The sequence below is a fragment of the Bacillus sp. C28GYM-DRY-1 genome (assembly GCF_030519405.1).
Taxonomy (GTDB): domain Bacteria; phylum Bacillota; class Bacilli; order Bacillales; family Bacillaceae; genus Bacillus; species Bacillus spizizenii_A.
On sequence record NZ_JAUMKF010000008.1, the window covers coordinates 39,686 to 53,561 of the forward strand.

At 44.9% G+C, this 13,876-nt stretch carries 14 protein-coding genes; 2 read left to right on the forward strand and 12 right to left on the reverse strand.

Annotated features, from left to right (window positions below):
• Positions 1-32: 32 nt before the first annotated feature.
• The 6 genes from Q3W56_RS09650 to Q3W56_RS09675 form a co-directional block, all read right to left on the reverse strand.
• On the reverse strand, positions 33-1,124 hold the full coding sequence (locus Q3W56_RS09650) for a toxic anion resistance protein (RefSeq protein ID WP_268401200.1): 1,092 nt from the start codon (positions 1,122-1,124) through the stop codon (positions 33-35).
• A gap of 15 nt (positions 1,125-1,139) precedes the next feature.
• On the reverse strand, positions 1,140-2,756 hold the full coding sequence (locus tag Q3W56_RS09655; RefSeq protein ID WP_302895301.1) for a YceG family protein: 1,617 nt from the start codon (positions 2,754-2,756) through the stop codon (positions 1,140-1,142).
• A gap of 84 nt (positions 2,757-2,840) precedes the next feature.
• Positions 2,841-3,614, reverse strand: coding sequence for a TerC family protein (locus Q3W56_RS09660; RefSeq protein ID WP_302895302.1), 774 nt, complete (start codon positions 3,612-3,614; stop codon positions 2,841-2,843).
• Positions 3,615-3,665: 51 nt separating this feature from the next.
• A complete protein-coding gene (locus Q3W56_RS09665; protein ID WP_302895303.1) occupies positions 3,666-4,244 on the reverse strand; it encodes a TerD family protein in 579 nt (192 codons plus the stop codon).
• Positions 4,245-4,278: 34 nt separating this feature from the next.
• Positions 4,279-4,860: a TerD family protein gene (locus Q3W56_RS09670; RefSeq protein ID WP_003224762.1), complete on the reverse strand. Its 582-nt coding sequence runs from the start codon at positions 4,858-4,860 to the stop codon at positions 4,279-4,281.
• A 23-nt stretch (positions 4,861-4,883) separates the two neighbouring features.
• Entirely contained in the window at positions 4,884-5,486 is a 603-nt protein-coding gene (locus Q3W56_RS09675; protein WP_302895304.1) for a TerD family protein, read from the reverse strand.
• 285 nt (positions 5,487-5,771) lie between these two features.
• Here Q3W56_RS09675 and Q3W56_RS09680 point away from each other — a divergent pair, with 285 nt between their 5' ends.
• Positions 5,772-6,767, forward strand: a complete 996-nt coding sequence (locus Q3W56_RS09680) for an LLM class flavin-dependent oxidoreductase (RefSeq protein ID WP_302895305.1) — start codon at positions 5,772-5,774, stop codon at positions 6,765-6,767.
• Positions 6,768-6,805: 38 nt separating this feature from the next.
• Here Q3W56_RS09680 and znuB read toward each other — a convergent pair whose 3' ends face one another.
• The 6 genes from znuB to rapJ form a co-directional block, all read right to left on the reverse strand.
• Positions 6,806-7,648: a zinc ABC transporter permease ZnuB gene (gene znuB / locus Q3W56_RS09685; protein WP_302895306.1), complete on the reverse strand. Its 843-nt coding sequence runs from the start codon at positions 7,646-7,648 to the stop codon at positions 6,806-6,808.
• Positions 7,606-8,301, reverse strand: coding sequence for a zinc ABC transporter ATP-binding protein ZnuC (gene znuC, locus Q3W56_RS09690; protein ID WP_268401195.1), 696 nt, complete (start codon positions 8,299-8,301; stop codon positions 7,606-7,608). The genes znuB and znuC overlap by 43 nt, the downstream gene beginning before the upstream one ends.
• 54 nt (positions 8,302-8,355) lie before the next feature.
• Positions 8,356-9,345, reverse strand: a complete 990-nt coding sequence (locus tag Q3W56_RS09695) for a metal ABC transporter substrate-binding protein (RefSeq protein ID WP_302895307.1) — start codon at positions 9,343-9,345, stop codon at positions 8,356-8,358.
• Positions 9,346-9,525: 180 nt separating this feature from the next.
• Positions 9,526-11,214 carry a glycoside hydrolase family 13 protein gene (locus tag Q3W56_RS09700; protein ID WP_302895308.1) on the reverse strand — a complete coding sequence of 563 codons (1,689 nt, stop codon included), beginning with the start codon at positions 11,212-11,214 and terminating at the stop codon, positions 9,526-9,528.
• Positions 11,215-11,238: 24 nt separating this feature from the next.
• Complete coding sequence (locus Q3W56_RS09705) at positions 11,239-12,015, reverse strand: SDR family oxidoreductase (RefSeq protein WP_302895309.1); 777 nt, start codon at positions 12,013-12,015, stop codon at positions 11,239-11,241.
• A 109-nt stretch (positions 12,016-12,124) separates the two neighbouring features.
• Positions 12,125-13,246, reverse strand: a complete 1,122-nt coding sequence (gene rapJ, locus Q3W56_RS09710) for a response regulator aspartate phosphatase RapJ (RefSeq protein ID WP_302895310.1) — start codon at positions 13,244-13,246, stop codon at positions 12,125-12,127.
• Positions 13,247-13,367: 121 nt separating this feature from the next.
• Between rapJ and Q3W56_RS09715 the strand changes: the two genes are divergently transcribed.
• Positions 13,368-13,871, forward strand: coding sequence for a peptidoglycan L-alanyl-D-glutamate endopeptidase CwlK (locus Q3W56_RS09715; RefSeq protein WP_302895311.1), 504 nt, complete (start codon positions 13,368-13,370; stop codon positions 13,869-13,871).
• Positions 13,872-13,876 lie beyond the last annotated feature (5 nt).

Consider the following 13,876-nt stretch of genomic DNA (forward strand, 5'->3'; position numbering starts at 1 on the left):
CCCCCGCTTGTGAAGCACAAGCGGGGGTTTTTTTATTGCTGTAAGGATGCTTTTTTAATATTATCCTGCAACTGGGCAATTCGTCTTGCGCCCTCTTCCCGAAGGCGTTTGTTTTCTTCTTCGATTTGTTTTGTTTCCTGCATGCCGCTGACTATCGTATTCCAAGAGGATTCGATCGTTTCAATATCTATGCTTGGTCTTCCTGCCATTCTGGCAATTTCAACACTTTGGCTCGAGATATTTTCAGCATTTCGTCTCAGCATCTCGTTTGTCCGGCGGTCAAGCTCGCTCATGGAGTCAGCCACAAGCTTTTGGCGTTTCACGGTAACAGCCTGAATAATGCCGTTTTTGAAAATCGGAATGGTGATGATGAACGCGGAGTTAATTTTCCCGATCAGCTTTGCATTTCCACGCTGGAGGAGACGGATTTGAGGTGCAGTTTGAAGAGCCACCATCCGCGCCATATCCAGATCATATACCCGCTCCTCAAGCGCCTGGATGCCGTTGCGCAACGTATCGAGCTGCATTTGCGCCAGCTGGTTTCCGCTTGCCGCTTTTTCTTCATACGAAGGAAGGATTGATTGCATCTCTTCCAGCTTCATTTGCCCGGCAACGACGTATTTCTCAAGCTCCATGTAGTATTTGATATTGTTTTCATACATTTCATCAAGCGTGTGGTTCGTCTTCGTCATCTCATCCTTGTATTTCGAAATCTCAACGTGGATTTTTTCAATCTCTCCGCCAAGCGTCTGATACTTTTTAAAGATTTTTTCAATCATGCTGCCGCCGCGTTTGAAAATTTTCGCCATTAATCCCTTCGGCTCATCAAAATCATTTTTGTCGAAGCGGTCCATGATTTTCCCAAGCTGAGTCAGCATTGTGCCGGAGTCTGTCACGCTTGTTGTTTTCATCATCCCCAAGATGCGGTCAGAGAACTTGGAAATCTCAACAGCCGGCTCCTTTCCGTACTCAAGCAGCTCCATTTGGTTTTTGACGTCAATTTGCTGAGCGAGGCGCTGCACCTCTGGTTCCTGGCGGAGCTGGAGGCGGATATCGTCTGCCTTTTGCTGGGAAATTTCTTCGTTTTTATCGAGAACAAGCGGGTTTTGATTTTCTGATGTCATGCTTTTCTTCTCTCCTTACTTTTGGGTAATTGTTCTGAACAGCCTTTTCACAAGTGAAGGCTCTTTATAGTCCTGCTGAAACACCATGTCATCCAGCCAGTGGATATCATACTGATCCTCCTCAATAAACTGCTCAATATCTTGATGGCCGGGAGGGTTATAAATGATGATATCGATTCCGATTTCATTCAGGAACAGCAGGGCGGCAGCATCCGAACGCGTGAGTCCGCCGCTCATTTCTGTATGATATAAAACGAGTTTCGGAACGGTTTGCGCATAGTCGAATATTTGAATCAATTTCAGCAGATGAGCAGGCAGGTTTGTTGTTTGTTTAAACAAGTAGATTTGAACATCCTTGACTTGTTCTTCTTGATGCAAAGCCTTAAGCCTCGGGTGCCTGCACATTCTCGAAATCGTTTTGGCAATGGCAGTCTGGACACCCGCCGGAAGGTGCTTGTACTGCCACACATTGCTTGCCGTCAGCTTGTCCGGATCAATGTTTCCTTCGTGGTCAAGTGCGTGGCTGTAATGAAATTGATAGTTCGATTTTATTTCCTCTGTAAACGGAAAGCTCCTGACCATTTCTGTTTCCTGATAGTCCGCTAATGTATGAAGCCTATTCCAATATTCTTTATTGTCTTTTGACACGCCCATAATTTTGGCGAATACATTTGGAATCTCGATGGAATGTTTATCAGCTTTGAAATTCGGGCGAATAAAGGCGCGCTCCTTCGCAATTAAAAACAATTCATCATAGGTCGTTTTGAGCGTAACAGACACCGGTGTATGATCTCTGAATTGCCATGGCTTGTACAGCATGGATTCCTCGTGATTCAGCACATGTTCAATTTCCTTTGTTGAGCGGTAGGCGACTGTTGATTTCCGGTCCGGTTTTTCTTTCGGAAACGGCTGAAGCTCTGAAACATCCGGAAGCTTTTCCGTAAAACTGAACTCCCGCTTCGGATCGACAAGCGCCAGCTGATCGTTTCCCGCCGGATGGAAAAGCAGAACATCGCAGCCGACTAACATGAGGTAATATAAAAAATAAAGCTGGCTCTTCGTCGCGTCTCCATACCAAACTACCTTTGGCATCTCCCGCTCTATATCGGTTTTTTCCAGCCAATGATTCAGGTGATTCAAAGAAAACTTTGAGACATCAAGCAGCACTCTGCGAAAATCAGGATGATTCAGCCCTTGCTCATGATGATCTGCAAAGGTATGTAAAAGCGTCATCAGCGCTTTTCTCAAATGGCGGTGCATCAAGGGATTCGAGTGTTTCGCTATCAGCTTTTCCCCGTCCAGAAAGGCAACAAAGCGGCTGACTGACAGCCCTTTTTCTTTCTGATTGATGGAATGAATATGCTGGAGCTTTTGAAATGTTTCCGGCTCGATTGTTTTATCAAGCGTTTCACTCAGAATGGCAATGCGATTGTTTACGGACAGTTCATACAGCTCGTTATAATAGTCCGTCTCATCAATTGGAGTGCCCAGTATTTGCCCGGCAAGGCGGGAAAACGAAAGGCCTTGGTCTGTTTTAAAGTGCTCACGCTCCGGCAATGGCTGAAACAGCACGCTTTTCCAATCCCCATCAGCTGGAAACGCTTTATGAATGGTGAGTTCTTCTTGTCTCATCATATCCTCCTTTCTGGTTTGTCATTGGGACGATATTTCTGTAACAAAAAAGGAAGGACATTGAACCTCCCTCCTTGTTTTGTTTTATTCTTCTTTTGAAGCGGCTGTTTGTTCGCGCACCTGCTTTTGTTTGTTGATGTAGTGAATGATAAATGTTACCGCAAATGCAGCAATAATGATCATGAAGAATACAGAGTGCGGCATTTCATAATGGAAGGCACTCCCCGCCATTTTCAGCGCGATAATACCGATTAATACGAATGCTGTATTTTCCAGCTCAGGAATTTTATCAATCAGTACAAGGAAGACTTTTGCCACTGTACGCATCATTAGAATACCTAGCATACCGCCGATCAGAAGCACCCATACTTTTTCAGATACCGCAAATGCGGCAAGGATGCTGTCCACAGAGAAGGCAAGGTCCATTAATTCAACTGAAATAACAGTCGCCCAGAAGATACCGAACGTGCGGACCATCCAAGAATTTTTCTTCATGCCGTCCGCTTCCTCTTCTTTTTCACCGATCCAGAAATGCTTAATGACGAGCCAAGCGAGATACAGCGCGCCGAGCACCTTGATCCACCAAAACTTAATGAGAAGCATACCGAGCCCGATGAAAATAAACCTGAAAATATAAGCTCCAAACAAACCATACGTTAACGCTTTTTTCCGCTGTTTTTCCGGCAGGTGTTTAACCATCACCGCAAGAACAAGCGCGTTATCGGCCGATAAAAGGCCTTCCAGAACAACAAGGGAACCGATCAGACCCCATGAAACAGGATCTGAAAGCACTTCCCCCCACATTTTCCAATCGAAAAATGAAGCATACGTAGACATGATATGATGTAAAAAGTCCAAGTTTTTTCCTCCTATTAATTGAAAACGGTGACTTCTCTATCTGTCACCCGCTTACACTTGCAAACCGTAGTTCCGGCACAATGCAGCCAGCCCGCCGGAAAAACCACTGCCAATTGCATTGAATTTCCACTCGCCGCCGTGTCTGTAAAGCTCACAAACGACAACAGCTGTCTCAATAGAGAAATCTTCTCCCAAGTCGAAGCGAAGAAGCTCATCCTGCGTCTCTTCGTCCACAACACGCACAAACGCATTGGTAACTTGTCCAAAGTTTTGGCTGCGCGCCTCAGCGTCGTGAATGGTCACTGTGATGCCGATTTTCTCAATGTGTGCAGGGATCTTTGAAAAATCAACGATAATCTGCTCATCATCTCCATCACCCTCACCTGTGCGGTTGTCACCCGTATGGATGACACCGCCGCTCGGATGCTCCAGGTTATTATAGAAGACGAAATCGAGATCATTCACGCAGTTATCATGCGCATCAACTAAAAAGGCTGAAGCATCCAGGTCAAAATCGTGTCCGCCGGAGTACTTGTTTGTATCCCAGCCTAAGCCGATTACCGCTTTTGCGAGTCCCGGATTTGTCTTTGTTAAGTCAATACGCTGTCCTTTTGATAATTGAATAGCCATACTGCCTCTCTCCTTTCTGCTCTTCGTATTTGTCTTAACCGACTTGTAAACCGTAGTCCGTTGCGATGCGGGCAAGGCCGCCTTGGTAGCCTGAGCCGATAGCGGAGAATTTCCACTCGCCGTTATGTCTGTACAGCTCCCCTGCAATGATTGCCGTTTCAATGGAGAAATCTTCGGCAAGGTCGTAACGGATGAGCTCTTCATTTGTTTCTTCATTTACAATGCGAACGAACGCGTTTGATACTTGTCCAAAGTTTTGGCTGCGTGCTTCCGCTTCGTGAATGGTGATAACAAATGAGATTTTATCAATATTGGCAGGCACAGCGCTGAGATTCACTTTGACATTCTCATCGTCGCCTTCGCCAGCACCAGTCAGGTTATCGCCTGAATGAACGACTGAACCGTTGCCGCCTTCAAGCTGGTTGTAGAAAATAAAATCATTTGGAGACGCGCATTTGCCCGCAGCGTCTAACAGAAACACACTAGAGTCAAGGTCGAAGTCATGTCCGCCGTCATACTTATTCGTGTCCCAGCCTAAACCGACAACGACCTTTGAAAGTCCCGGATTTGTTTTTGTTAAATCTACTTTTTGTCCTTTTGCCAATGAAATTGCCATGTTTCACCCACTCCTTTTTTCTATTATACGTATCGGCTAATAATATCTTCTAATCTCGTATCGTTTGTGCCTTCACCGATCGCCGAGAATTTCCACTCGCCGTCCTGGCGGTAGATTTCAGCCGTAATCAGGCTTGTTCTGCCGGCATAGTTGTCTTTTAAATTGTATTTGAGCATTTCTTCATTTTTAGATTGATTGACCACACGGATAAACGCATTTTGAATCATGCCGAAATCTTGTTTTCTTCTGACACAATCGTAAATATTAACGACAAATACAAGCCTGTCGATATTTGCAGGCACTTTCCCCAAATCTATCATAATTTGTTCGTCATCACCCGCACCGTCGCCTGTCAGGTTATCGCCTGTGTGTTTGACACCGCCGCAGCGGCTTTTCAGGTTGCCGAAATAGATGATATTTTTCTTATCGGTGAATTTGCCGTTTTCCAGCATCAATACTGAAGCGTCACAGTCGATATTGGGTCCGCCCCCGCCGAGCAGCTTTCCGAAAAAACCGCCTCCGCCGGATGAAACCGGGTCCCAGCCGAGACCGACCATCAATTTTGATAAGCCCGCTTTTCCTTTTGTTAAATCAATACGCTGACCTTTTTCTAAAGAAATCGCCACACGATTCACTCCTAATCATCAAGATGTGAAGATAGTCACATTTATTTTTACGTACAAAGGGAAGATGAGTATGCCGTAAATTATTATAGATACGTTTGTTATTATAGCAAAGTTTCATAAAAGTTAAGAATAATTGACGAAAATCCTCGAAAAAAACTTCCATATTTGATGTGTTTTTTGCAAATCATATGAATTGTGATTCTAAAACAAACCATTTGACGTGAGCGAGTCATTTTGCCTATTCTTGTGTCACATTCTAAAAAAAGACAGAAAGGAAGCGGCCTTTTGATTCATTTCAGCATACTTGACCAGGCACCTGTTTCTAAAGGAGAAAGCCCTGTGACAACTCTTCAGCATTCGGTTGAGCTGGCCGGATTAAGCGAACAGTGGGGATATAAGCGTTATTGGTTTGCCGAACATCACAGCACAAAAGGACTGGCAAGCACAGCGCCTGAAATCATGATCGCTCGCATTGCAGCACAAACGAGCACGATTCGTGTCGGGTCAGGCGGCGTGCTGCTGCCCCAGTACAGTCCGTTTAAAGTAGCTGAAACCTTTCGCCAGCTTGAAGCACTGTATCCGAATCGGATTGACCTAGGTGTCGGGCGTTCTCCCGGCGGCACGACAAAAACCCGTCTTGCGCTAACAGACGGGGTCAAAAAAAGCTTAACCGAATTTAACAGACAGCTGCAGGACGTCTCTTATTTTCTCACAGATTCGCTTCCTGCCGGGCATCCGTATGCCGGGATTAAAGCGGCGCCCCTTGTTGACACCGCACCGGAGCTATGGGTGCTCGGTCTCGGAGAAAACAGCGCAAGGCGCGCGGCACACCAGGGAGTTGGTTATGTGTTTGGACATTTCATTAACCCCGAGCGAGGAGAAAATGCGTTTCGTGTCTACCGGGAAAGTTTTCGGCCGTCAGCTCACTTCTCGTCTCCGGCCGCACTGTTTACGATTTTTGTCATTTGCGCAAAAACAGCTGAAGAGGCAGAAGAGCTGGCGTTAAGCCAGGATTTATGGCTTCTTCGCGTCGGAAAAGGCTTGGACAGCCGCGTGCCGAGCATCGAGGAAGCAAAAACGCATTCCTACACAGAGTCAGATAAAAAGCTCATAGAAGAAAACAGAAAGCGAATGGTGATTGGTGACCCAAACACTGTCAAACAACAGCTTTCAGAGCTTATAAACCGCTATGAAACAAATGAAATCATGGTTCTGTGCAATGTGTTTGATTTCGAGGCGAAAAAGGAATCATATGAGCGGCTTGCCGGGCTGTTTCTCTAAAAAAAGCAGTTTTTCCGATGGAAAAACTGCTTTTTGCATTACCCGCGGCTTTTTTTGCGCAGGGCTTCTTTTTTAATAAACATCCAAACGCCCTGAACCACAAATCCAATCAAAAGCAGCACGATCAAAAGCAGGGTAATAGACGGCCCTGGCGGCGTTCCGAGCTGATAGGACGAAGTCAGCCCCATAAATACGCTGAATAATGAAATGAGTATGGCTGTAATAAATACCATCTTAAAGCCTTTTGCAATTCTGATGGCGAATGCTGCCGGCAATACGAGCAGTGCTGATACCAAAAGAACCCCGATGATCGGGATAATAACTGAGATCGCAAGGCCTGTGACGATACTGAAGGACATCGACAGGACGTTTGTATTGATTCCTGATGTTTTTGCTGTTGCTTCATCAAACGTCAGCAGGTAGAGCGGTCTTTTCAGTACAATAAAGTAAAGCAGGATCAACAATGTAATGATGCCAATAATATAGAGTTGCTGCTGATTAACCGTCACGAGCGATCCAAATAAGTACTGATCAATACTCATATTGGCGGCGCCATTCGAAAGGCTAATTAAAAACATCGCGAAGGACAAACCTGCTGCCATTAAAATAGCAATAGAAACTTCTGAATACGTTCGATATGCCCGCCGCATGTATTCAATCCCGATTGCGCCGACTGTCACGACGACGATGCTCGCCGCGGTAATATTGGTGCTGAGGAAAAATCCGATGGCAACACCCGACAATGAAATGTGTGAAAGTGTGTCAGCCATTAAGGCCTGTCTTCTGAGAACGAGATACACCCCTAGTATCGGGGCCATGATGGCAATCATGCCGCCTGCTAGAAAAGCTCGTCGCATGAATTCCAAGTCAAACATTTCCATCCGCCTTTTTCTCCTCTCTCTAATCGAATCACTTTATCTAAAAACTGCTGTACTTCATTTTGTTCATGAGTGACCATCACAACTGTTCGGTTGTGATTTTTGACAAGATGGTGCATAAATTCATAAAATCCTTTTCTGCTGTCGTAGTCAACGGCTGTTGTCGGTTCGTCCAGCATTAAGAGATCTGGGTTGCTGGCAAGCATTCTGGCAATACAGATTTTCTGCTTCTGTCCGCCTGATAAATCGCCGATTTTCCGGTGGCGGAGCTCCCACATTTCCACCATTTTCAGTGCTTTTTCCACTTCGAGATGATCTTCTTCATTTAAACGTTTAAACCATTTCCCTTTTGTGTAGCGGCCTGACTGAACAAGCTCCAGCACCGTGCTCGGAAAGCCGGCATTAAATGAAGAAATTTGCTGCGGAACGTACCCTATCGTCAGGCGTTTTCCCTCTGTATTCTTTTTACTGATCGTCACTGTGCCTTCCCACGGTTTCAGCATGCCGAGCATCACCTTCATGAGCGTCGATTTAGAGGCGCCGTTTGGTCCTGTAATGCCGACGAATTCACCGCTTTCAATATCAAGTGAAACCTTATCCAACACAGGCGTGTGGGAATAACCGAAAACGATATCTTTCAATGAGACGAGATTCATGTCAATCTTCCTTTCTCACAAAGAAATAGTGTGCACCCTCCGGCGCACACTATCTTATGATTTATCCAATAGTGAATCTTTCAGGGCATCGAGGTTTTGTTTCATAATGTCGATATACCCTATACCTTTATCCTGTTCTTCTTTGCTTAAGCCTTCCAGTGTATCAAGCACTTCTGTCTTCGCGCCGATTTCATTGGCAAGCGTTTCTGCGACCTTTGAGGATGCAATTTCTTCAAAGTAAATCACTTTTATGTTATGTTCTTTGGCATATGTTTTTAGCTTTGCCAATTCGGCTGCGCTTGGCTCTTGGTTAGGAGAAATCCCTGCAATCGGAACCTGTGTCAGGCCGTATTCTTTTGCCAAATAGCTAAAAGCTGTATGCTGTGTGATGAATTCTTTCTTCGCCGCTTTTTTTACGGTTGTACGATATAGTTTATCAAGATCCTGCAGTTTTGCAATATATTCTTTACTATTTTTCTCATAGTATTCTTTGTTATCCGGGTCCTGCTTGACAATTTGCGCCGTAATATTTTTTACTTCTTGCTGCGCAAGAACAGGGCTGAGCCATACGTGAGGGTCCATTTCATGGCTGTGACTGTGCTCATGCTCCTCGTGGTCTCCGTGCTCTTCATGCTCACCATGCTCTTCGTGTTCTTCTTCATTGCCTTCCATTAAATCAATGCCTTTACTCGCATTGACGAAAACGGCATGGCCTTGGCCCATGCTTTTTTCAGCGGACGGAACCCAAGTTTCCATGTATTCACTATTATAAACGAACAAATCAGCATCCTGAATGTTGGCAATATCTTTCGGCGTCGGTTCCCAATCATGAGGTTCGACGGAAGATGGAATTAACAAGTCCACATCGCCTTTGTCTTTTACAATTTGTTTTGTAAATTCATACATCGGATAGAACGTTGTGACAATGTGCAGTTTATCACTCTTAGAATCACCCGTCCCTTTTGTTGATGAGTTGCCGCATGCTGCTGCAACCAATAAAAAACATGCTGCAATCACAAACAAACCACTCCATTTTTTAAACATATCGTATATCCCCTCTTTCATATTTACATAAATCAAAATGATAACGATTTTGTAATCCTATATCATAATAAACCGAAGTCATTACGTTTTGCAAGATTAATTTTTATGATTTTATTCTCAACGTCTATCACGTAAATATATGCACTAAAAAAAACCGGCTGAAAATGCCGGGCTGAGTCATTAAATTGAATTGTCCAGAAGATACACCCTGCTCTCATAAGGCTGAAACACCATTTCATCAGCAAGATCACCGTTGTTTTTATAATTGCAGAGAAGCAGAGATGACTGATCCTTGCCGCAGTTCTTAGGCCACCTGAAAACAGCTTGCTCTTTTGAAAAGTTATTCACCGACAAAAGCTGTTGTTTGCCATTTTGTCTCATGTATACAAACAGCTGCGGATCATCCGGAAGCAAAAGCTCATAGCTCCCTTTGATAAGATCGGCGTACTGCTTTCTCAAGCTGATCAGCTTTTTGTAATAGGTTAAGATTGAATCAGGATCTTTCTGTGCTTCCTCCACATTGATGGACAAGAAGTTCGGGTTAACCTTGAGCCAAGGCGTGCCGTCAGTAAATCCGGCATTCTTGCCGCTGCTCCACTGCATCGGCGTCCGGGCGTGATCCCGGCTTTTGGCTAAGATCGATCTCATGACATTTTCTGGATCATAGCCTTTCTCAAACACTCGTTTATGATACATATTGATTGTTTGAATATCTTTGTAGTCCTCAATCCGGGTAAACGGCGCGTTTGTCATCCCGATTTCTTCTCCCTGATAAATATACGGCGTGCCCTTCATGAAATAAAGTACGGTAGCCAGCATTTTTGCTGATGCTTTGCGGTATTCCCCATCGTCTCCGAACCTGGACACAATCCGGGGCTGGTCGTGATTGCACCAAAACAGTGTATTCCAGCCTTGATGTTCAAGCTTCTTTTGCCAATTTGTCAAAACCATTTTTAAATCAGAAAGCTCAAGAGGCTTCAAATCCCAATGTTCTTTTTCAGGCTGCTGATCAAGCTCCATATGCTGAAAGTGAAAAATCATATTCAGCTCATGCTTATCGGTTCCCGTATATTTCAGTCCTTCCTCTGGTGTAACACTGCCAACCTCTCCGACAGACATGACATCATAGTGAGAAAATACTTCATCTGTCATTTCTTTTAAATAGTCATGAATTCGTTCGCCATTTGGCTGGAAAGGCTTCGGCTCAGCCTGCTGATTGATATAGTCCTCATACGACGGAAGATATTCTTTCTTGGAGATGAGATGGAGCTGATCAATGCGCAGGCCGTCCACCCCTTTATCGAGCCAAAACCTCATCATGTCAAACACCGCTTGGCGCACCTCAGGATGTTCCCAATTTAAATCAGCTTGTTTGACGGCATTCATGTGGAGATAATATTCACCCGTGTGCTCCTCGTATTGCCAGACCGAGCATCCATAATCAGACACCCAATCCGTCGGAGGCCCGTTCTTTGTGCCGGGTCGCCAAAAGTAATAGCTGCGGTATTTATTGTTTTTGTCCAGCTCCGCTTCTTTAAACCACGGATGCTCGACGGAGGTGTGATTTAACACAAAATCCATCACCAGCTTTAATCCGCGCTGGTGCACCTGATCAAGCAGCTCGTGAAAATCATCCATCGTTCCGTAGGAATCCATAATCGTCCTATGGTCCGTCACATCATAGCCGTAATCAACATTGGGAGAAGGATAGATTGGGCAAATCCAAATCACATTTGCCCCGAGCTCCTTTATGTAGTCAAGACGGGAGATGATCCCCCGCAAGTCTCCAATTCCATCTCCATTGCTGTCCTGAAAGCTTCTCGGATAAATTTGATACACCACCGCATCTTTCCACCAATCTGTTTTCATCCCGCAATCCCCCTGTTTTATGTTCTATTCAAGCTGAGATGGATAAAGTGTCATTCCGCCGTCGACGAATAGTGTTGTGCCCGTCACATAGCTCGCTTCCTCAGATACGATCCAAGCCGCTGCTGCTGCCACTTCTTCCGGCTTTCCGAAGGTTTTCATCGGAATTTTTTTCAATTGTTCTTGTCTGTTCTCTTCTTTTTTCGTATCAACATTTGATTCTGTGGCAATGGTGCCGGGCGCTATTGCGTTGACGCGGATTCCCTTATCCGCATAGTTGAGTGCCAGCGTTTCTGTCATCATCTTCATTCCGCCTTTGGACGTGGAATACTGAACGTTGGCGGGGCGCGGAATCTGCTGGTGAACGCTCGAGATATTCAGCACATTGCCTTTGATGTTGTTTTTCATCATGTGGTTAAGCGCTGCTTTTGCCCCCATAAACGTTCCGGTGACGTTGACATCAATGACTCTCTGCCAATCTTCTAAACTCATTTCATGCGGCATGGCCTCCGCGCCGTTAAAGCCGGAGTTGTTCACCATCACATCAAGTGTGCCGAAGTGCTCTAAAGCGGCGTCCAAGAGCGCCTGAATCCCTGCTTCTTTCGACACGTCCGCTTCAACTGCGACGGCTTTCCCTCCGCTATGCTTAATGATGTCTACCGTTTGATCGGCTCCAGATGGGTCGCTGTGATAGTTCACAACAACATTCATTTTCTCCTGTCCAAACCGTTCCGCAATGGCTTTACCGATTCCTTTTGAAGAACCTGTCACAATCGCTGTTTTTCCAGTTAAATCTTTATACATAAACGATATCCTCCTCTGATTTTCCATTATGCAGTGGAAAATACCCTATTTCTTCGGGTTAAAAACAGCATAAAAAAAGCAGAGAACCGATTATGTTCTCTGCCATCGCCTATTGAAAACGCTGTTCAGCCAGCTTCTTTTTAATATTCATCAGCCTGCGGTAAAAGAAAGCGGCGGACTCGTAGCGTTCCTGCTGATTAAAGCGTTCCGCTGTATCATGCAGCAGATCCTCAGCATCTGCAAGAAGCTGGCGGGATTCCAGCAGGTCAAAGCATTCTTTAAGCACGTTCCGGTCGCCGCTTCCAAGATACAGCTCATGAATGAGGCGGAATTTCGTCAAATACATGTCATCTTCCCATTCAGCGGCGCTCTTTACCCCACGGCCATACGTCTCTGCCGCTTTGTCGTATTTCCCCTCTTTACAATACATATGGGTCAGTGAAAAAACGGCTTGAACAGCCTGCTGAAAGTTGTGCTCCTCAAAAATGGCGGCGGCTGTTTTGAAATAGCCCTCCGCTTCACAGTAATCGCCCAGACTGTACTTACAGTGTCCGACATTATAATGGGCAGCGGCGATCATATATGCCTCCTCAAGCTGCCTTGCATGATTTAAGGCGCTGCACAAGTGTGTCAGCGCTTTTTCATGATGATAAACATCGGTCAAATTTCCGGCGATGATAAATTCACACTGCACGCGGCGGCGCCCGTACAATTCATATCTCGTATAGATATCAAGCGCCTGGCTGGCATAATTCATTGAAAAGTACGTTTGTTTGATGTGATAATACACTTCTGCAACCTTAAAAAGAAACTCAGCTTTTTCAATCTCATCCTCGACATACTCGAGCTTTTCCTCGGCATGTTTATAATGGTCAATCGCTAATATGAAATTTTTCTGCTTAAATTCGTACATCCCTCTGAAATAATAAAAGTAGTATTCCAATAAGCCTGTGAGTTTTTGCTGATTGCTTTCAATTTCGTTCAGCATATCAGAGAACGGAGGCTTGGTGTCGCTGTCTTTCACCGGCATCAGCTTATCAAGCATGATTCGATGACGGAATTCCATCAAAGAAAAATATAAAAGCAAGTCCTGATTCTCTTCCATGTCTTCCAAATCGCATTCAATCTCCTGCTTTAACGCTTCTGCTTGATCTGCTTCAAATGCGCGAATGAGCTTGTACCATTCGTTTAGCTTTACTGCCACTTCCTCAGATGGAATCTTTGCTCTCATGGTCTGCCTCCTTCCTCCTGCTCCTATTTATGTTATATTTTATCATAGCTGTTCGCCTTTAGAGAGAGTCAATCGTATAAGCGTTAACATTTGCCACATCATGAGAAAGTGAGATCGATAAATGAAATTATTCGCAAAAACATCTGCTATCTTAAGTATTCTGTTTCTTCTTGACCTATGTTTTAGTTATATACGGCACGAATGGCATTCTCAATATGCCCTGCAGGATATGCCTGTCCCTTCGGATCTTCATCCGGTTGTACAGCAGAATGCCGATGCCCTCAAGGCCGCAGCAGCGAATAAAGGCATTACCGTCATCATTACAGAAGGATTCAGGTCATTTAAGGAACAAGACGAATTATATAAACAGGGACGTACAAAAAAAGGGAATATTGTCACCTATGCAAAAGGAGGGGAATCGTATCATAACTATGGTTTAGCTATTGATTTTGCCCTTCAAAAAAAAGATGGCAGCATCATATGGGATATGGAATATGACGGCAATCAAAACGGAAAATCAGATTGGCTGGAGGTTGTCGAGATTGCTAAGAAACTCGGCTTTGAGTGGGGCGGGGACTGGAAACGATTCAAGGACTACCCCCACTTGGAGATGATTCCTGACTAGACACC